The sequence below is a fragment of the Paenarthrobacter sp. TAF1 genome, from assembly GCF_052113825.1.
GTDB classification, from domain to species: domain Bacteria; phylum Actinomycetota; class Actinomycetes; order Actinomycetales; family Micrococcaceae; genus Arthrobacter; species Arthrobacter nicotinovorans.
In genome coordinates this window covers 18760-38288 of sequence record NZ_JBFRDO010000006.1, presented here as the reverse complement: position 1 = coordinate 38288, position 19529 = coordinate 18760, and the positions used below count along the sequence as shown (strand labels likewise).

Annotated in this window: 14 protein-coding genes; 9 read left to right on the top strand and 5 right to left on the bottom strand. The window is 58.8% G+C overall.

All coding sequences use genetic code 11. The features are described 5' to 3' along the window. The first annotated feature begins 1242 nt into the window (after positions 1 to 1242). Entirely contained in the window at positions 1243 to 2946 is a 1704-nt protein-coding gene (locus AB4Y81_RS10760) for an ATP-dependent nuclease (protein ID WP_441995815.1), read from the top strand. After that, positions 2939 to 4312, top strand: a complete 1374-nt coding sequence (locus AB4Y81_RS10755; protein WP_441995814.1) for a UvrD-helicase domain-containing protein — start codon at positions 2939 to 2941, stop codon at positions 4310 to 4312. The genes AB4Y81_RS10760 and AB4Y81_RS10755 overlap by 8 nt, the downstream gene beginning before the upstream one ends. A 395-nt stretch (positions 4313 to 4707) precedes the next feature. Here the strand turns inward: AB4Y81_RS10755 and AB4Y81_RS10750 are convergent, their stop codons facing one another. Then, entirely contained in the window at positions 4708 to 5325 is a 618-nt protein-coding gene (locus tag AB4Y81_RS10750; RefSeq protein ID WP_441995813.1) for a DUF4145 domain-containing protein, read from the bottom strand. Between the two features lie 237 nt (positions 5326 to 5562). Continuing rightward, positions 5563 to 6351: a hypothetical protein gene (locus tag AB4Y81_RS10745; RefSeq protein WP_441995812.1), complete on the bottom strand. Its 789-nt coding sequence runs from the start codon at positions 6349 to 6351 to the stop codon at positions 5563 to 5565. 777 nt (positions 6352 to 7128) lie between these two features. Between AB4Y81_RS10745 and AB4Y81_RS10740 the strand changes: the two genes are divergently transcribed. Then, entirely contained in the window at positions 7129 to 7317 is a 189-nt protein-coding gene (locus AB4Y81_RS10740; protein ID WP_441995811.1) for a hypothetical protein, read from the top strand. Between the two features lie 321 nt (positions 7318 to 7638). Here AB4Y81_RS10740 and AB4Y81_RS10735 read toward each other — a convergent pair whose 3' ends face one another. Both AB4Y81_RS10735 and AB4Y81_RS10730 read right to left on the bottom strand, forming a co-directional pair. Next, positions 7639 to 9111: a hypothetical protein gene (locus tag AB4Y81_RS10735; RefSeq protein ID WP_441995810.1), complete on the bottom strand. Its 1473-nt coding sequence runs from the start codon at positions 9109 to 9111 to the stop codon at positions 7639 to 7641. Positions 9112 to 9114: 3 nt separating this feature from the next. Next, positions 9115 to 10668, bottom strand: coding sequence for an HD domain-containing protein (locus tag AB4Y81_RS10730; RefSeq protein WP_441995809.1), 1554 nt, complete (start codon positions 10666 to 10668; stop codon positions 9115 to 9117). 741 nt (positions 10669 to 11409) lie between these two features. Between AB4Y81_RS10730 and AB4Y81_RS10725 the strand changes: the two genes are divergently transcribed. Continuing rightward, the gene (locus AB4Y81_RS10725; protein ID WP_441995808.1) at positions 11410 to 12441 is read left to right on the top strand and encodes a DUF4192 domain-containing protein; all 1032 of its coding nucleotides are present in this window, start codon (positions 11410 to 11412) and stop codon (positions 12439 to 12441) included. A gap of 468 nt (positions 12442 to 12909) precedes the next feature. Here the strand turns inward: AB4Y81_RS10725 and AB4Y81_RS10720 are convergent, their stop codons facing one another. After that, positions 12910 to 13797, bottom strand: a complete 888-nt coding sequence (locus AB4Y81_RS10720; protein WP_441995807.1) for a LysR family transcriptional regulator — start codon at positions 13795 to 13797, stop codon at positions 12910 to 12912. 126 nt (positions 13798 to 13923) lie between these two features. Here AB4Y81_RS10720 and AB4Y81_RS10715 point away from each other — a divergent pair, with 126 nt between their 5' ends. From AB4Y81_RS10715 to AB4Y81_RS10695, 5 genes are all read left to right on the top strand, one after another. Then, positions 13924 to 15072 carry an FAD-dependent oxidoreductase gene (locus tag AB4Y81_RS10715; RefSeq protein ID WP_441995806.1) on the top strand — a complete coding sequence of 383 codons (1149 nt, stop codon included), beginning with the start codon at positions 13924 to 13926 and terminating at the stop codon, positions 15070 to 15072. Beyond that, a complete protein-coding gene (locus AB4Y81_RS10710) occupies positions 15072 to 16316 on the top strand; it encodes an allantoate amidohydrolase (protein ID WP_434326676.1) in 1245 nt (414 codons plus the stop codon). The genes AB4Y81_RS10715 and AB4Y81_RS10710 overlap by 1 nt, the downstream gene beginning before the upstream one ends. A gap of 118 nt (positions 16317 to 16434) precedes the next feature. Next, positions 16435 to 17568, top strand: coding sequence for a tyramine oxidase subunit B (locus AB4Y81_RS10705; protein ID WP_434326675.1), 1134 nt, complete (start codon positions 16435 to 16437; stop codon positions 17566 to 17568). A 94-nt stretch (positions 17569 to 17662) separates the two neighbouring features. Next, the gene (locus AB4Y81_RS10700) at positions 17663 to 18952 is read left to right on the top strand and encodes an ammonium transporter (protein ID WP_441995805.1); all 1290 of its coding nucleotides are present in this window, start codon (positions 17663 to 17665) and stop codon (positions 18950 to 18952) included. Further along, a complete protein-coding gene (locus tag AB4Y81_RS10695) occupies positions 18952 to 19521 on the top strand; it encodes a HutD/Ves family protein (RefSeq protein WP_434326673.1) in 570 nt (189 codons plus the stop codon). Before AB4Y81_RS10700 ends, AB4Y81_RS10695 begins: the two co-directional genes overlap by 1 nt. Positions 19522 to 19529 lie beyond the last annotated feature (8 nt).

The window sequence follows — 19529 nt, the reverse complement described above, 5'->3', positions numbered from 1 at the left end:
CGAAGAAGTGGAAGGAAATGGCTGTGATCAGTCTTTATAAAGGAGATTTAAGTGTGGACAATACCCACACCCCCTTTGGCCTAACAAAGCTCTCCTGAGTCAACCCTCTAAACTCCGACTTCGAGCCACAACCAAGAACTTTGACACAGGATCTCGAAGTCATGTTGCGTTCAGTCCCTCTATCCATAAAGGGGTGTAGGACAACAACGTCCTCCCGGACGAACAAGAAAGGAACGCATAGCCGGCAGCTCACAGCAAGCGGAGGGCGCACCAGCCAAACCCCAGAACCCGCTCCCCACAACTGAACAGGCCAACCGGCGACCAGGCACAAGCCGGCACCACACATCAGAGACTCGTGTCAACAATTGTCAACACTTAAAAGCAAAACCCCCTCTGACGAGGGGGTATGCCGTGCCCGAGGTGGGACTCGAAGGGGATTCCACGCCTTGCGAAGACTGGGAAGTGGCGGAAACATGCGGAATCCGGGGCAGTCCGGCGGCTATACGGGGAAGTCCGGGGCGGAAAGTGTGGACAGTGTCCACACGTTCCTTTTGCTTATACGGTTAGCCGTCAGGGCGACGCCTATCATCTGGGACACGCAACGCACAGCCCGGCACGCAACCTGTCCACGCTGGCGCCCGGAATAGCAGACCAGCGCTGAGCAAGACAGCTTCATTAGCTTTCCCCCTTTCACGCATCCATGTCACGGCGACGAGCGAGCAACATGACAACGCGGGAAACTTTCAGACCCATCCCGCGTACTAGCTGGATTTGAATTGATAGCACCACCCCTAGCAGTCAACTGCTCCTTGGCTAGACGGTGTGAAGAATGCTGCCTTCACAGCGGAACGTCACGAACGGTAAGGGAGAGCCATTGCGGGGAGAATCCGTGGAGTACCCGCAGCGGTCTGACAGAGAACGTCCGAACGAACAAAAGACGGTGGCTGCAAACCCTTCTCGGCACGCGCCGCTCGACCCTAGGTTTTTGTGCTTTAGGAAGGCTGACCTCTCATCAGGCCCGTGCGAGCAGCCGACGCGGAGGTGCAAAAGTCGTTCATCGGATTCGTTCCGAGACCGCGACGCCACCAGCCCCTGCCCACCTGACAACGGGAGATCCGACGGAGCCGGCGCTGGGCGACACGAAAGAAAACCTGCTCCCGCAAAGCTAGTTTTACCCAAGAAAGGCTATAGATTTGTGCGGGCTCTATACGCGTCGAGCCCTCAGATCAGGGGGAATTAGCAGTGCGCATTCACGAAGTTCAGATCGAGAACTTCAGGGGTATCAAGAATCTCACGTGGCGCCCGCAGGAAGGCATCACGGCTCTGGTTGGTCCCGGCGACTCGGGCAAGACGACCATCCTGGACGCGGTGGGTCTACTGTTTTCCCCACGTTGGAGCCATGCCTTCACCGACAACGACTTCTTCGGACAATCTATCGACTCCGGCGGCTTCCTAATTCAGGCCACAGTTGTGGATCCCCCCGCGGAGCTACTCAGCTTTGATGCCTTCATGCCGTACATACGAGGCGTCGATCAGCTCTCGGGTGCCATCGTTGATGAGCCCGATACCGAACGGCCCGCACTGACAGTTGAGCTCAGAGTGGATCGGTTCCTAGAACCCGTTTGGCAGGTGATTGCTGATCGGCAGGAAGTCCCTGGCGTGCTTCGGGCATCCCACCGAGACGCATTCGGTGTTGTGAGGGTGACGAGCGACAACGTCGCGGATCTTCGGTGGTCCCGAAATTCTGCTTTGCTCCGAATGACAGGTTCAGAGGATAAGCGTCCCACCGCTCACGCCCTCCTTGAGGCCTCAAGGGCAGCCAAACACGCTTCGGCCAGTGCATTCGGAGAGCTTGACAGCATAACTGCAAGAATTCAGGCCGAAGCCCGGCTACTGCGCGGCATAGCTCCAACAGCGACGTTAGTTGCAGCGTTGAATGCAGACTCCATGCAACTGAAGGAAGGATCCGTCTCCCTGCACAGCGAGGGTGTTCCGCTTGAACGGCATGGTTTGGGGTCGCGGCGACTCACTGGAGTGGGCGTCCAGCTTTCGGGAGCTCAAAATGCCCGCGTACTCCTACTTGATGAACTAGAAGCCGGTCTTGAGCCCTTCCGCATTCGACACCTCCTGCGAGCACTACAAACCCGAGTTTCTGACGAATCCTTCCTCACCCAGGTTGTGGTCACAACGCATTCTCCGGTCGTACTTCGGGAGCTGAGCCACTCAAACTTGAATGTAGTCAGGACTGCCCCGCCTGGCCAAACCCAGGCAACGACTCCGGGACCAGCTTTTCAAGGGGCGCTGAGAAAGAATGCAGAATCATTTCTAGCTCCCAACGTTCTGATCTGCGAGGGCGCCACGGAGGCTGGCTTCGCTCGGGGAGTCTATGCTCATGCTGAGGAATCAAACCCCCAACTGATCACGGCGGTGGCAACTGCGGACGCAGGCGGAGAAGCATCTCTTGTCTCTCACGCGACAGCATTCGCTGAACTGGGCTATCGCACCGCCGTGTTCTGCGATTACGACACAAAACTGGATCTTTCAAGACTGCCCTCCACCACAACACTAATCCGGTGTGACGATTCGAAATGTACAGAGCAGCAAGTAATCGGAGCACTCTCCCAAGATGGCCTCCGGCTTGTCCTTGAACACGGTCTCGCCAATTCAACGCTGCAATCGGTTGTGGACGCCTTGGTAAGCAGGGGTTGCAGCAGTTCAATCGTAGAAATGATCCGCGAGCGGAATCCTCTCCGTCCAGGTGAGCTGACACTGGCAAGAAATGCCCTCTGGCAACTGGCCAAGAAGGAGGGCACAAAGTGGTTCAAATCCACAACGGGCGGTGAGATCCTTGCGGAAATTGCCCTTAGGGATAGAGATGCCGTCCGACCAAATTCCGATGCAGAGAAAATAGTCAGCAAGCTCTTAGTTTGGGGCACGGGTGCCTGACAGCCTCGACCTCGCTGACCTTGGGACAGGTAGCGTCATAGCCCCGGCCGGTCACGGCAAGACTTACTCCATCGCGCGGACCATAGCTGACCATCCTGAGCTTCGCTTGTTGGTTCTCACGCATACGAATGCCGGAATTGCGGCGATCAAGCGTCAGGTCAAAGCTCATGGGGCGGGTCACGTCCGCATCGAGACGATCTCGGCATTTTGCCTCAAGTTAGTGCGCTCTTTTCCGGGCCGGGCTGAATGGCACACCGATCAAGAACCTGATTTTGCGCAAGTGCAGCCTGCCGCATTGAGGGCACTGCGAAGCAGTACCATTCTGGAAGTCGTAGCGTTGGGCTACGACCTCCTGATCGTTGATGAGTATCAGGACTGCAGCATCGAACAGACCATGGTCATCGAGCTGTTGGCAGGCGTACTACGGACGGTCGTTCTGGGCGATCCTTTGCAGGCGATCTTCGACTTCGGCGCCACTCCTTCTGTTGCATGGACGGGCTCGACCACTGTTCTGCCCCAACTGGCGTCGTTGAGCACTCCCCACCGCTGGAAGCACACAAATCCCCGCCTCGGAGAGTGGCTACTGCATTGCCGCCAGGAGATGCTCGCCGGCCGAAGGCCAGGACCTAACACACCGCACCCATTCGAAGTTGCATCACTAGATCGCGGTGCTGCTCAAGGTGGGCTTGCGGGCCTAATACCCCGACAAGGCACCACGGCCATCATCTCTCCAGACCCAGCCAACCCCACCGCTCTTCATAACATTGCGCGTTCCTACAAAGGTAAGGTGCGGGTTGCTGAAAAAACTGACCTTTCGGAGCTACGGGCCATAGCCAGCTTCATCGACCGAACATCAGACAGGGCTGCAGTACTCGTTAGACTGATCGAATTTGCCTCGAGTACAAGGACAGCGGTGACCACATCCGTAGTCCAGAACTTGAAGAAAAATCTCAAGTCGAAAGGGGCGGCAAGCCGGTCAAAACAGCCGGTTGTTGTCGCCGCAACAACGTACCTTGAGGACGGAAGCGCACGCGCAGCGATGACCTTCTTCAGACACCTCATCAGCTCTGAACAGGGCCACACGTATAGACCCCAACTGCAAAAGCTGTTCGTCAAGGTCTTGTCCATGAGCATTGCCGACCCAGAACCTGCACTTGAAGTCAATGCTGCCCAGCTGATCGACCGGAATAATCATCGTTCCTCATGGGCGCCCTTCGGAACAGTTGTTGGCACGACGCTTAGGCTGAAAGGGCTCGAGTTCGACAACGTGATTGTTCTCGATCCAAGAACCATCTCTGCACACAACCATCTGTACGTCGCACTGAGCCGACCGACGAAACGGTTGATCTTCGCGAATGCAAGCTGAGCTTGACACCCTCTTGGGATACGAAACCGGCGCAAGGAACTTCCACTCTTYTTTTCCGTGCCGTCCTCATCAGGGCGGCCAATGGCTGATTGCCGCCCGATCCTGGGGTTATCACCCAAGAACTAGTCACAGTTCAAGCGGAGCCCCGGGCGGAAACTCGACGGACGGCCCCCACGTTATCGAGAAGATCGCGGTTGACACCGATCTCGACATCGAGGCCGGCTTGTGATGAGTTGTTGGACCTACCAAAACGACGGTAATACTGGAACAGTCTTTGAGCCGGCCCTACTCAGCCAAAACTTGAAGTACGTGGCCCCACTGTCTTTCCGGGGAACACCGCGAGGCCACCGCAATGATGCAGCCAGAAGATGTAGTTGCACCGGCTACTCGACCTCCTAGTGGTTCTGAGCGGCCGCACGTGCGGCCGCAGAGTCCTTGAGGCGTTGCAGTTCGGCTTTGGACTGATAAACGCCACGAATGATGTGATCCAAGAATGTGAGCACACCGTCAGCATCAGATGCGTCGACGTCAACCGTGAAGTCTCCGTGGGCCATATCGTTACCGAACACCCTTATTGTGTGCGCCGTCTCTTTTGCAAAAGCGTCTATGAGACCCGCACCATGCATGGCATCGATCTTCTTGAATAGATTTCCAGCCGTAATTCCGTGGTCCTTTGCAATGGATTCAATTACGGCCCGGGCCATCAAGATGGAAGACATCAAGGCATTGATGCTCCGGCACTTGTGTGCTTCCGACGCTGGCCGTGCCACATGGTCCGGAACGTCAGGATAATGCTGCCCCTTGACGAAAGATGGTGACCACTCGTCTGGTTGGTTCTGATCCCACCAATTCCGCGTCTGGCCGGTATCGGAAGGGTGAGTAGGGTGCTGGCCATTATGGGTGGTCCCAATGTTGAGCCGTTGGCAGGAGTCACACTTAAATGCGCTGTCATACCATCCAGTTGGCGAACCCACAGAATCAGGCGTCCAGTGTCCGCCGCCGTAGGTAGTCATGTGCGTATAGGTTCCACACCGGCCACAAATTGCGTTTGCCATCTAGGTTCTCCATCTTCCATTGGTTGGCTCAATGAAAAACTTACTATGCAGTCCTGACAAGTAACTTCGAAACATGCATCAACGGCACGAGCCGAGCCAGCTCTCATGTGGGTAGCCTGCGGCCCAGCCGCCGTCTGCAGCCACCACCCAGAAACCGACGCCGCCTCCAAATGAGCCTTCCCGACAATGTAGGCTTCAAGACCCCTTCTTGGCGCCTACAGGGACTCGATCCATAGCGGTGGCCTCATCCCAGAGCTTCTGGTATTGATCCCGGATCAGCGCCGAGCTGGCCTTCTCAAGGGTAGTGACCACACCGAAGCGCGTTGCTATCGAGTTCAGGCTCGATCCCAAGACGTACACGCTCCCGTCCTTTGGGATGGCAAACCGATCATGCAAAATGCCCTTCGCCGCGGTTCGAATTTCGAGGTGCTGGGCAGCTTCCAAAATCAACCCAAACGCGGCTTTCTTCGCTTCAAGATCCTTCGAACCTGTGAGGATACGACTGACCGTGTTGAACTTCGCCACCACTGCAAGCTGATCGAGGTCCAGGTAGGGGTCGACGATCATGCAGTCTTCGAGACTAGTAATTTTGGTCATCAACTGGGCATAGGCAAAGGGGTTATCAGGATCAATGACGATCTCCAACGTTGACTCCGCTGTTGGAGCAGACTGCGGCGAACTTGCCTCGCGCAGGACAGCCCGACCAACCTCAGTCAAAGCAACCACGTCCTTGGATTTGGTTACCCAGCCAAGGCGGGTCAGAAACGCTGACATGGCTTCTTCGGAAGACAACTGCTTGAACGAACCTGACGCCATTTGTGCTGCAATGGTGATCTGCTCAGCTATCGTCATCTTGTAGGTGGTCTTTCGATTCCAATCTTCGGCGAATGCATTCACCGCCCCGGTTGTTAGTGATGCGCCTTGGCGTGTCACAGCCTCGATGTAAGTCAGAACACGGTGAGTAGTCTCGTCCAGTATCTCCACAGATGGATCATAACCTCCTATGGCTGGGGTGGGGCGCCGATACAGCCGCCCCGGCAACCGCAGAATTAGGACACAAGCGAGAGTGACGCTGACCCCACCACGGGAAGACGTCTTCCGAGACGAGCCAAACCTTCATGGCTATTCGGAGCCCCAGGCAGTCCGGCAGTTACGAGAACAGGTGCAATTGCGGTGTGGTTACCTCATGTCCCGTATTAGAGCTAAGGTCCCCCATGCGGATCTTCCAGCCCACGTTTGCACTCATCGTAGTGGGGATCATAATGAAAAGTCTCCTGAGTCGGCCTGCCTCAGCAAAAACTACGCGACTCGCGATATTGGCTTTCCTGCGATCTGTCCGCTGTCTCAGGGCTGTGTGCGATAGTCCGCGTCGAGAAGACTAAAACTGTCAATCAAGCCGCTCAGGCAATTTCACGGCTGTAGGAGCATCGTCACCGGAATCTACGGAAAACATCGCCCTTCAAGTGTTGAGCTGGCCAGTTTAGTGAGGTTGGTGGCGGTCTTTTCACTTCTGCCGAGAAGTCCGGCCTCGTCGGCAGCGGGCTGATTGCGGCCGCGCGGTCGGATCACTCGGGGCGAGATGCGATTTGCCTAATCCGCCCAATGCCCGCAGCTACTGGACTTGAAAGGCACGCATCAATAGAACGGACATCGCGAACACTCCACCGACTGCTAGTCGTCCCGCTTCAACACGTCCCCGCTGCCGTTCTATCCTGGCTGTCGTCAGGTCGGAGTGCGGTCCTTAGTTGCACAGTGACATCCATGTGCATCTCTGACCGGATGTGCACAGCGGCCGCGAAAGTCATGGCCGGCGACGTCTCAATGGACGCCGCACAGCAGTTGGAAGGGTTGAGCGTGTTGGTTGTCGCACACGCGGAAATGAGACTCAACGAATGGCGCTGGCCTGAAATGTGGTGGTACATCCAGCGGGCCCAGCGAATCCTCAAATAGACTGCTTCACAGCCAAGCGATCATGCATACTTCCGTGCAGAAACCATGACGTTTATCCAGTCCCTGCACCTGGCTTTGACGCAAGCCGAAACCCGATCTGCCAGCCTCTCAATCTCCTCAGAGCGCTCTACCTACCGGTCCCGCAAAGCGACGACCCTTCGCTTCCTACTAAGCCGCAGCGCTTCTAGACAGGTTCTAGACACAGGGGTCTCGAAACACCGAGCCGGCTGAGCAAAGCATCGGCCCGATGCAAGCAGAACCTCAAGGGGGAACCGAAACCCTTACTGGGTTGCGGGCTTCCGCCGAAGACAAGCACTGGACTCAGTCAGGGGAAAACGGGTCTTGACTTCCGGAAAGACGATCCTCAAGGCGAAGTTGAAGGGCTGTGACTCGCTCTAGCAACTCATTTGTTCTACGAAGCCCATCTGCATCCCGTAGCTCCGTCAGCTTGCTCTTGGCAACATACAGGCTTGACTTAACGTTGCGCAGATCCGCTTCAGCCTCCCCGAAGGTGGTCTGCTCTTCTAGCATGTCCAGGCGGATCTGCGAAACGGTCAACGTTGCGTGCGCCGTGTGACGAGTATCGTTAATGCCCCTTCCGATATCCAGGCTCTCCTCGGCAGCCTGCAATGCTTCGTGAAGGTCAAAGAATCTCTGGACGCTCGCCAGCACATTAAGCGCGATAGCTTTATGCCTAGTATCGCTCCTCGACTTCGGTACAAAGTGATTCAACTCATCCTTAAGGACATCTGCCGCCTCGCCGAATCGCTCAAGGTTTCGCAGCGCCCGCGCAGATGTCATTGCAGCTCTAAGAGAGTCAATTGAACCCTTTGCTACCATATGGCGAGCCTGACCTGCCCTCTCATTTCCATCGTCCGGCTTTCCTGCCTCAAGCAATAAATTCGCCAGCGTGAGCGTCGCGGCAAAGTGCACCGATCCGCCGGGAACGCCATCAGCCGTTCGCACGGACGTGTTCACCGCACGCTCCGCGTCGGTGAACGCAGACCAGAGATCGTCTTCGTTCCGAAGGTTACGGAAACGATCCAATAGCGTCCGAGCACGCGTAGACAGAGTCACTACTAGGCCATAAGCATCGTCAAGATGTTCTTGAACATCTACGGTCCGGTCTAGAAGCTCCAAAGCATCGCTTGTCCTGTTCAGATCCGAATGAAGGTGCACGGCTTGGAGGTGTCCCGCAACGGCGGTCATCCGATCTTCCACTCCCGAGCTCCAGACCTGCGAAAAGTGATTGAAAGCCTCAGCGCGTTTACCCAAATGCCAAAGCGTCATCCCGTGCAGGTACCGAGCCGTTCTACCTCGACCCTGACCGTAGGCGTCCAACACCCTTGCCGACGCACTGAGATCAGCGAACTTGGATTGCTGCTCTCTGTTGCGTATAAAATCATCAAAGCTTTCGGACACCTGGTCCGGCGAAAGAACAACCGCTAGGGACTTTGTGAGAAGGCTCAGGCCATCCTCGCCAAAGGAGAGCGCCAATGGGGATTTTAACCGATCACGGGCGTGCTCAACGAAGAGCGAAAGAGCTCGTCTGACCATTGAGATATCCGACTCTAGCAGACGCCCGCGTAATTCAGTGGCTTTATGATTTGGAATTGCATACAGGCCCCCGGAGGAGAGTGCGATTCCATTATTAGTTATCCGAGACAAAAGTTGCGCCGCATTATCCTTATGGCCCGCAAGACTCATAAGTTCGATGCCGAGCGTTAGGTCAAAACACGGCACGGTCCCTAACACGTCAAATGCTGACGTGGGGAAACCCAAGGTAGTAGCCATTAATTACCTTCCAAGTGCATGGTCGATAGCAAAAGACTTTATGTTTGCATAAGTTCGAGGAATGTTTCTAGCAACAATCTTTGCATCATTTGCCAAATACCGAGCCAAATATTCAGCGCAGTCCTGTTCAGTCAAATCATCAAATGAAGCTTTGACCCAACTTCCCTTGGTGATATCAGCAAAGTCCTCGACACCTAGGACAAAAAGGCYGGCATTGTCGATGTCAGTTAGCTTGTGGAGTAGCTCACCCAGGGCATCCCTCTCCAGTTCCCGGTTCTGCCCGGCATTGAGGGAGAAAAGATAACGTTTCTCCGGCTGGGAGCGCACAAAGTTGACCAAGCCGTGGACATCCTCTTGCGCAGAGCCAGATCCATCACAAGGAACTTCGAGCGATTTAGACCAAATAGCAATTTGCTCAGTGATACTCGTAAGGCCAAAGGGGTCTAAGGTATTTGATGAGAGAACATTCCAGCCTTCGCTTCTGAAATGGCAATCTACTGCATGCTTCAAATCAATGCCACCAGTAAGATCTTCTGAGTCGACCAACAGTACTGGCTCCCCATTCTTGACGTACTCCACAATGCTACTTAGAGTGGCGCGATTACTAATGAGGCGCGCATACGCATTTTCGCGATCTATTATGGCCGCAGCTTGCGGGGTCGCATGTTCGCTGTCACGTCTTGCAGGCTTGTTGGAAAGCCGGATCTGCCGATTGAAGTGGTAATGCCTATTGAATCCCGTCCGTGAAAGTATCTCGGATTCCGTTAGAACCATCTGCCGTTGCAGCTTCGTCGCAATCCACTCTTTAACCCTAGCCACGTCGTCCTCTTGCATGGAACTGGGGGACATTAAGTTCACCACGATCTGTATACCCCCTTCTTCCTCGAAGAGGTCCACACTCCGGACGCATTCGTGCTTGAGCCAATGGGCCGAAGATTCGTGATTTAGAGGGCGCATCGGATTTGCAGGGGGGACACGCTCGTAGTGTAAATCCAGTTCGTCGGCCATGAGTAGGAGAGCTGCCAGAAGTTTCAGTTTTACGGGCTTGTTCATAAACGAGGCCTCAGGCTCCGTAATGGATGCCACTGTTGCCTGGTAAGTGTCAGTTCCGTGCGCTAGCACTAAGCGAGCAATAGCCTCGGGGGCGGCAATCTCATTGGTCGGGAGTCCTAAGTCAAGTTGTCGCTGAAGCACGAGGTGCTCCGAGCGTTGCGCATGCGTCCGTCGAACTGTTTGAGGATCAGCGATTGTCCTGTCGCCGGGGTCGAAAATATTTGCACGCTCATCCTGCATGCCGACGTCGTGGAGCCATGCTGCGGCCGACAAAAGATATCTTTCCCGCAGATCCAATTTGAGGCTTGGTGGCAGATCTCGAAGGGTGGCTAACTTTTCGGCATATTCTGCTACACGCCTCGAATGATTTGGGCCGTGATCCGTAAAATCTGGCAACGCGACATTCGCCCAATGTGCTTGGACGGAGCCTCTTATTTTTTCTAAAGAGTTCGCAAGATGCGCGTATTGTGCATCCGCCCTAAGATCCTCGATTAGACTTTCCAAGCTCGCGCCTCCCAGTGCTAGTCTCGCGAGATTAGCACAGAAAAGCGGGCACGCGTTCTGGACACAGGTAGGAGTGCCTGAACGCGCCAGACAGCCCTTGCCCCCTCGTCATTCCGTCGTCGTAAATCGGAGGAGTGACCAGATTCGGCATGCTGGCAGACATCCTGACGAACCTGTGCCAACCGACCGTTGGCAGTGCCTACTGGTCTGGCGTCCTTCTGGGACGCGGACGAATCAAAGTAGACCGGACAGTAGTCGCGCTGAACTGGGCTTCGACACACGAGAGCACTGGACAGATGGTCCAATTTATGGCGGGAGTTGAACGTTACGAGGGCGTCTGACGAGCCAATATTTACTTGCGCGAATCGGTTCAGCCTTCTCGCAGCGAGACGAATCAACGATCGCGCTCGGGCGCAGACCTACCGAGATTCGAGCCGATAACGGGGCATAAGTCGGGACTGGAAGCAGCCCGCGGCCGAACCGGCGAAGAAATCCCGCCAAGCGATGGCACATACCGAAGAATGTGGCAGCTCACGTCATGGCGCCGTGCATCAGGCTGCCCATGAATAGGCAGAAGCAACAACGCTGTTTGTCATTCTGATATCCCGATCATCGCTCGACGGTACTCCGGCCTAACCAGGGCGCTGACGCGACGGACCCGGTCCCCCGAGTTGCACTTCGGCCCCTATCAGAACGGCCCACAAGACCAAAGACGCAACGCACGCGCAAAGGAAAAGGACAATGAATGCGCTCACCATCAAAGACCCAGCGGACCTGCTCAGCTTCATCGGGCACACCCTAGGGTTCTGGCCCCAAGAGAGTCTGGTCTGCATCACCCTGGACAAAGGCAAGGTCGGCGCCACCCTCCGCATCGACCTCCCCCGCCAACCCGGAACAGAACTCCCCTACGCCCGCACCGTCAGCAGCTACCTCACCAGCGACACCAGCACGACGAGCATCGTCTTCGCCCTCTACACCTCCCAGCACTGCCAACCAGGCCAACCCAAACCACACGCAGCCACCATCGCCGCACTCACCGGAGTCCTCGCCCAAAACGGCATCACCATCCGCGACGGAGTCTTCGTCAGCGACGAAACCTACTCCCCCTACGACAGCGAACCCGGCCAAGACATCAGCCTGCCCATCAGCACCACCCAATACAGCCGCGTCAACGCCGAATTCATCTACCGCGGCAGCACCATAGAACCCACCAACCGCATCATCCTCCCGACGCCGACCCACGAAGAAGACCACGCTACCGCCGTTGAAAACTGCATGAACTCCATTCGAGCCCAGGCACCCCATCAAGCGGCACTACAAGCAAGCCAACTCTGGACAAACATGCTCGACAGCAACGACTTCCCCACCGACGAAGACTGCACCACACTCATCGCCTACTTCCAACTCCCCCACATCCGCGACCGGCTCATGGCAGACATCCCTGGCATCAACGAACCACCACAACACCTCCTCTTCGCCCAAACCGAGACCGCGCCCAAATGGCCCCGCGTCGAATGGGCCCAACAACTCCTCATCCACGCCTACACCAGAACCAGCCCACAACACGCAGCACCAATCCTCACCACCATCGGCTACATCAACTGGTGGGAAGGCCGAGGCTCCAAAGCACACCAATACCTCCAACTCGCCCTCGACATCGACCCCAGCTACCGCTTCGCGCGGCTCACCGACCAAATGCTCGGCGCCGGCATCATCGCCGGCTGGAACACCAACAAAAACACCGCCTACCGGAACAACCTCGACATGCCATGACCTGGGCTGATTCCACTGAAGTACCCCCATCTGCAGCTCACGAATGAGCACTCGAGCAAAGGTCCATCCCTGACGACCGACTTGGACCAGCTAGTCATGACCAGAAACCTGGGGTGCCCGCCGACCATAGAGTCCTACCGTATGGTCCTAGTTGGCAGGACTAGCAACCACTTCTCGCGCTGGCATCCATGAAGTGGCAGTACCGTTACTCGTTGGCATCAGGCTTCCCTCGCTGACGAACTGCCTCGCCTGAGCATCTCCGTCCGGCGCCCACCAGCCGCTGGTTGGGCAATGATCTCCCGTACGGATGGTGCTGATGAGCCCGGATCCACTCCTTCGTTTGCTGCTGATAAGGCTTCTTTTCTTCATACCAACTCCTACGCATCTGGTGACCTTTAGTCAACTCTGATGACTAGCAGTAAACCATAGTTGGAATTTCGTGCGCATAAAGCAGAAGTTTCAGCCCTGTTACTTCTCTTCTCTCCGCTCCGCGCTTCTTAGACAGCTCAGAAATTCGTCCACTGCTGGCGCAGTACCGGCGCTCCGGGCAGCGAAGAGAGACGTCTGCGGGTGCCCGGTGATGGGCTTGGCGACTACGCCAGGCATCTGGAAACGACGAACGGACTCGGGAAGGATCGACAGCCCAAGTCCTGCTGCGACCAGGCCGAGGACGGTTTCTTGGTGGATGGTTTGTTGGACCACGTTCGGGGACACCCCTTCCTTGTTGAAGAGGTTGAGGACGCATGCAACAAACCCAGGCATGAGGCGGTACGGGAACAGGATCATTGGCTCCCCTTGGAAATCCTGGGGTCGGATCTCCGCGCGCGATGCCAGCGGGTGGGCCTCGGGCACGACTGCAACCAGCGCCTCGGTGCTGACCCGTTCCAGCATCAAGCCTGGTACCTCACCGGGGTCGCGGAGCACACCCAGGTCCAGCGCGCCATCGAGCAGCTGTTCCACTTGCTCCCCGCTGGTGAGTGGGGAAAGAACCAGCTCCACGCGGGGCCGGCGTTCCCTGAACGTTCTAATCGCTTGCGGGATGGTGCTGTAACTGGCAGAGCTCACGAATCCGACCCTGATCCGGCCACTAAGTCCTGCAGCCACACTGGCAACATCGCCGGCGGCGTCGTCCAGTTCTGTCACGGCGTCCTGGATCCGTCTCCTGAACGCTTCTCCCGCTGGGGTGAGCGTGACGCGACGGGTGGTCCGATCGAACAGCTGGACGCCCAGCTCTGTCTCCAGCCTGCGGATAGCCACAGTCAACGGCGGCTGGGTTAGGTGCAGGCGTTCGGCGGCGCGACCGAAATGAAGCTCGTCCGCGACAACGAGGAAGTACCGCAACTGCCTGAGTTCCATGGGCAATTCTTTCGATCGACGATAACAATTCCAATAAAAATGATATTGGACGCACCGCCCTGAATGGTGGGTAACTGATTGCAGCAAAAAACTCAGCAACCACCCGCTATCACAGGAGTATCGTCCATGGAATCGTTCGAATACGTCGTTGTCGGAGCCGGGCTCTCCGGCTCAGCTGCCGCATGGCATCTGGCTGCCCGAGGACACGAGGTGGCCCTGCTGGAGAGGGCCACCCCGGCCAATGACGCTGGCAGTTCCCACGGCTCGGCCCGGATCTTCCGTTATGCATACCCGGACGAGTTCTACACTTCGCTGGTCCAGGTGGCCGCGGCCGGTTGGGACGAACTCGCCCGCCTGTCCGGCAAGCAACTGATCACACCTCACGGCGCGGTGGACTACGGTTCCGTGCGCCGGCCGGAGCGGCTCGCGGCCGTACTCGAGACACGTGGGATTGACCACGAACTGCTGACGGCCAAGGAAGCCCAGGACCGCTGGGGCCAGATCTCCTTCGACACCGACGTGCTGTGGCACCCAAGCGCCGGCGTGATCGACGCGCACGAGTCGGTCGCCACCATGGTGAACCAGGCTGTGGCCCACGGGGCTGCAGTGCACACCAACTGGGAAGTTGCCTGCATCACCGAATCTGCGGGCTCCTACACTCTCACATCCATAGATGGACGCTCGATCCAGGCAGCAAACGTCGTCGTCGCGGCAGGCGGTTGGCTCCCCAAGCTGTTGGGGTCGTTGTCCCTGCCGGCTTCGTTCCTCGAGCACTTCCCGGAATTCGAAGTCCGGCAAGAACAGGCCTACCACTTCCCCTACGTCGACGGCACCGACCCGGCCACCTGGCCCACGTTCATTCACAAGCGAGAAGGCTGGCAGGCCTACGGCCTGCCAGGTGGTCGTGATGCAGGATTCCGGGGCCAGAAGGTCGCCGAATATAACGGCGGAAAAATTCTGCCATCGGCCGCAGAACAGGACGGATTGATCAGCGCCGAGAACCGCCGTCGTGTCATCAACTACGTCGAAAAATACCTCCCAGGCCTGGTGCCCGAACCGTACGCCGAGACCACCTGCCTGTTCACCAACACTCCGACTGAAGATTTCATCATCGACCGGGCGGATGGCATCACCATCCTCTCCCCCTGCTCCGGTCACGGCGCCAAATTCGCACCTCTTATCGGCCAGTTCGCAGCGGACCTGGCCACCGGTACCGGGACCGTCCCGGACCAGTTCCGCATCGCCGCCCAGGTCGCAAAGGCGGGAGCACACTAATGAAGAGCCTCACCAACCAGACAATCACGACGGCAGCAACGGTCACCGGGCTGCTCTCCGACATCGCCAACCTCGGCACTGACAAAGTACGTGGCGGCTATACCCGCCCCGTCTATTCAACCGCTGAACTCGACTTGCGCGAATGGTTCATCCAAGAAGCCGCCCGGCGCGGCCTTGCCGTGGAAACCGACCGCAACGGAGCCATCTGGGCCTGGTGGGATACCCCCACCAAAGATCGCAGCAACGCCCTGGTCACCGGCAGCCACCTCGACTCCGTCCCCGGCGGCGGCCCCTTCGATGGACCCCTCGGCGTGGTCTCTGCACTGGTGGCCGTCGACATCCTCAAAGCACGCGGAACCAAAACCACCCGGCCACTCGGCGTCGTCGTTTTCCCGGAAGAAGAAGGCTCCCGCTTCGGCGTCGCCTGCCTCGGCTCCCGCCTCATGACCGGCGCCATCGACCCGGACAAAGCCCGGAACCTCCGCGACCCCGACGGCAACACCTTCGCCGACACCGCCAAAGCCAACGGCCTCGACCCCCGCTTCATTGGCCGCGACGAGCTACTCCTGAGCCAGATCGGTGCGTTCGTTGAGCTGCACGTCGAACAAGGCCGAGGCCTGATCGACCTGAGCCAGCCCATCGCCATCGCCTCCTCCATCCTCGGCCACGGCCGCTGGCGCCTGAGCATCAACGGCCAAGGCAACCATGCCGGAACCACGCTGATGGCCGACCGCCACGACCCCATGGTCGCCGCCTCCCGCACCGTCGTCGCCATCCGCGACACCGCCCGCGAACAACCACACGCCCGCGCCACCGTCGGCAGGCTCCAACCCGTCCCCGGCGGAACCAACGTCATCGCCTCCCGCGTGGACTTCTGGCTCGACGTCCGCCACCCGGACGACGCCGTCACTGCGGCTGTGGTGGAAAGCATCCACACCCAAGCGCAACTGATAGCTGCGGAAGAAGGCTGCACCGTGGACCTGCACGAAGAATCGCTTAGCCCCACGGTCCACTTCGACCCCGCCCTGCAAAAGGAACTCCAAAAGGCCCTCCCCGAGGCGCCCATATTGGACACCGGCGCTGGACATGATGCAGGAGTGCTCTCCCCCCATGTCCCCACGGCCATGATCTTCGTCCGGAACCCCAGCGGCGTCTCCCACTCCCCCGAAGAGCACGTCGTGGACGAAGACGCCGAAACCGGAGCCCAGGCCCTGGCCGAAGCCCTACAAGCTCTTCTCGTCTAACGTCCCACAGGCCGACCGAGAAGTTACACGCCGGAAACATTCGCTTGATGAATGCGTAACGGAATCAGCGTTTACTAGCAGTTACCACCGTTTCCCAACAAGAATTTAGGAATCCCGCATGTCTACTCAAATTAACTTCCGTTACCTCAGCGAACCGGACATGATCGAAGCCGGTGTCGGTGACCTCGTGCGTTGCACCGATGTCATGGAAGAGGCCCTCGTCCTGCTGCGTCGAGGCGATTACCGGATGGCCGGCGAGAACGGCAATTCCCACGGCGCCATGATTACCTTTCCGGCAGCACCGGAGTTCGAGGGCATGCCGAAGGACGGCCCGGACCGCCGTTTCATGGCCATGCCGGCCTACCTTGGCGGACGTTTCGGCACGTCCGGTGTGAAGTGGTATGGCTCCAACACCGAAAACCGGACCAAGGGCCTCCCCCGCTCGATCCACGTGTTTGTCCTGAACGACCGCGACACCGGCGCCCCGTTGTCGATCATGAGCGCCAACCTCCTCAGCGCCTACCGCACCGGCGCCGTCCCCGGTGTCGGCGTCAAGCACCTGGCGAAAACCGACGCGAAGGTCGCCGCCGTCGTCGGTCCTGGCGTCATTGCCCGCTCGGTCTTGTCCACCACCTTGGCCCTGCGCCCCTCCATCGACACCCTCTACGTCAAGGGCCGCAGCACCGGCAGTACTCAAGCCTTCGTTGACTGGGCACAATCCACCTTCCCGCAGCTGACCAAGGTCGCCGCAGCCGAGACGATCGAAGACGCCATCGCCGAGGCCGACGTCGTCATGGCCACCACATCCACCGACGCCGCCGGCAGCGAAGCGTTCCCCTACTTCCCCAAGCACGCCATCAAGCCCGGCGCCCTGCTGCTCCTGCCCGCAGCGGCTCGCTTCGACGACGACTTCCTGCAGGGCGACGCCCGCCTGGTCATCGACGCCGAAGGACTCTACCGAGCCTGGCTCGAAGAGTACGGCCCCACCGCCTACCAGATCCTCGGCATCCCCGGCTCGCACTGGTTCGGCCTGCTGGAAGAAGGCAAGCTCCCCGCCTCGAAGATTGAAGAGATCGCCGACATCGCCACCGGCAAGCTCCCGGCCCGCCGCGACGACGAGGAAATCATCCTCTACTCCGTCGGTGGCATGCCCATCGAAGACGTCGCCTGGGCCACCGACCTGTACCGCACGGCCGAGGAGAAGAACATCGGCACCGTGCTGAACCTGTGGGACACCCCCGCCCTCGCCTAAGCGCCCCAAACCTGCGTGGGGGGCAGAGGTCACCTGCCCCCCACGCGCACCAATCAACCGCACCCAACAATTTGCTGCATGAAAGGGGTTTCCCATGGATTCGGGAAACGTCGCCTGGCTGCTGGTCAGCTCGGCCTTGGTTTGCTTGATGATCCCCGCCCTGGCCCTCTTCTATGGAGGCATGGTGGGCTCCCGCCGCATCCTGAACATGATGATGATGTGCTTCGGCGGCGTCAGCATCGTCGCCGTCCTCTGGGCAGCGTTTGGCTACTCCGCAGTCTTCGGCAGCTCCGTCGGCGGCCTCGGACTGATCGGCGATGTCACTCAGTTCCTCGGTTTGGAACAGCCGCTGACCGAGGACCCCAACGCCAGCCTGCCGCCGGCAATCTTCGCAGCGTTCCAACTCTTCTTCGCCGGCATCACCACCGCAATCATCGCCGGAGCCGCAGCTGGCCGCATGAAATTCGGCGCCTGGATGCTGTTTTCCGGCCTCTGGGCGACCGTTGTCTACCTRCCGGTCGCCCACTGGGTCTTCGCGCTTGACTCCGCGGACGGCAGCATCACGGGAGGTTGGATCCTCAACGACCTCAAGGCCATCGATTTCGCTGGCGGAACGGCCGTACACGTCAACGCCGGCGTAGCTGCCCTGGCCCTCTCCCTGGTCCTTGGCCGCAGCGCCGGATGGCCGAAGAGCGAACACGTCCGCCCGCACAGCCGCCCGCTGGTGCTTGTCGGTGCCGGGCTGCTCTGGGTCGGCTGGTACGGATTCAATGCAGGTTCAGCACTCGCGGCCGGCAACACCGCCGCGGTCGTCTTCCTCACCACCTCAGTGGCAGCTGCCGCTGCGCTGTTGGGCTGGATCGCCGTCGAACGCCTCCGCCGCGGCCGCGCAAGCAGCATCGGCGCAGCCTCCGGACTCGTCGCGGGGCTTGTCGCCATCACCCCCGCCTGCGGCGCAGTCAGCCCTCTGGGCGCCATCGCCATCGGAGCCATCGCCGGCGTCGTATGCTCGCTGGCCGTCGAATGGAAGTACCGCCTGGGCTACGACGATTCCCTCGACGTGGTCGGCGTCCACCTGGTTGGCGGCATCATTGGCACCCTTCTCATCGGCGTCTTCGCGACCGAAGCCGCACCCAACAAGACCGCAGGACTCCTTTATGGAGGGGGTTTCGGGCTCCTCGGAACACAGGCGCTGGCCATCGGAGCCGTGCTCGTGTACTCCTTTGTCGCTACCTGGCTCGTCGCGAAGCTCGTCCAGATGACTGTCGGCCTGCGGATCCGGCCGGAGGACGAACTGCGCGGCATCGACCTCGCAGCCCACGCCGAAGAGGCCTACCTCGTCGATGAAGAACCCGAGATGCTCGGCTCGCCCTCCAGGTCCTGATGAACATCGTCAGTTACAGCGATCTCGCCGAATCCCGCTGGATCAACGGCGGCGGCACGGTCAAGGTCATTGCCTCCGGGGCCGTCGCCAGCGACGGCACCGTCAGCATCGCCGGAAGCGACCGCTGGGATTGGCGACTCTCCATAGCCGACGTCGGGCAGCCCGGAGACTTCTCTCCGCTGCCCGGCGTCGGGCGCATCCTGACAGTTGTCGACGGCGGACCGCTTCACCTCACCATCAACGGCAAATCCCGGCTGGCTGCCACCTACCAGCCGCTGGCGTTCGACGGCGGCATCCACACCAGGGCGGCACTGCCCAAGGGGCCAGTCAGAAACCTGAATCTCATGTGCCGGAGGGGTCATGCCGGCGGCAGCGTCTCGATTATTCCGCTGCAGGAACACGTGCTGCTGCCGCATCAGGCCGCAGTCCTGCTGGAGGGTGAAGCCTTCGCAGGCGGAAACAAACTCCACAGCCTCGATACGCTTTTCGGTTCACGAAACGAAAAGGTCCTGCTGAGAGGAACCGGGACTATGGCGTTGGTGGGACTGTATGGCGCCCTCAGCCGCTGAAACAAATT

Bases quoted from the DNA above. Each gene is read 5' to 3' on its own strand.
- AB4Y81_RS10750 (WP_441995813.1), bottom strand. From the start codon at position 5,325: ATGACTACCTACGGCGGCGGACACTGGACGCCTGATTCTGTGGGTTCG.
- AB4Y81_RS10740 (WP_441995811.1), top strand. From the start codon at position 7,129: ATGTGCATCTCTGACCGGATGTGCACAGCGGCCGCGAAAGTCATGGCC.
- AB4Y81_RS10735 (WP_441995810.1), bottom strand. From the start codon at position 9,111: ATGGCTACTACCTTGGGTTTCCCCACGTCAGCATTTGACGTGTTAGGG.
- AB4Y81_RS10725 (WP_441995808.1), top strand. From the start codon at position 11,410: ATGAATGCGCTCACCATCAAAGACCCAGCGGACCTGCTCAGCTTCATC.
- AB4Y81_RS10720 (WP_441995807.1), bottom strand. From the start codon at position 13,797: ATGGAACTCAGGCAGTTGCGGTACTTCCTCGTTGTCGCGGACGAGCTT.
- AB4Y81_RS10715 (WP_441995806.1), top strand. From the start codon at position 13,924: ATGGAATCGTTCGAATACGTCGTTGTCGGAGCCGGGCTCTCCGGCTCA.
- AB4Y81_RS10710 (WP_434326676.1), top strand. From the start codon at position 15,072: ATGAAGAGCCTCACCAACCAGACAATCACGACGGCAGCAACGGTCACC.
- AB4Y81_RS10705 (WP_434326675.1), top strand. From the start codon at position 16,435: ATGTCTACTCAAATTAACTTCCGTTACCTCAGCGAACCGGACATGATC.
- AB4Y81_RS10695 (WP_434326673.1), top strand. From the start codon at position 18,952: ATGAACATCGTCAGTTACAGCGATCTCGCCGAATCCCGCTGGATCAAC.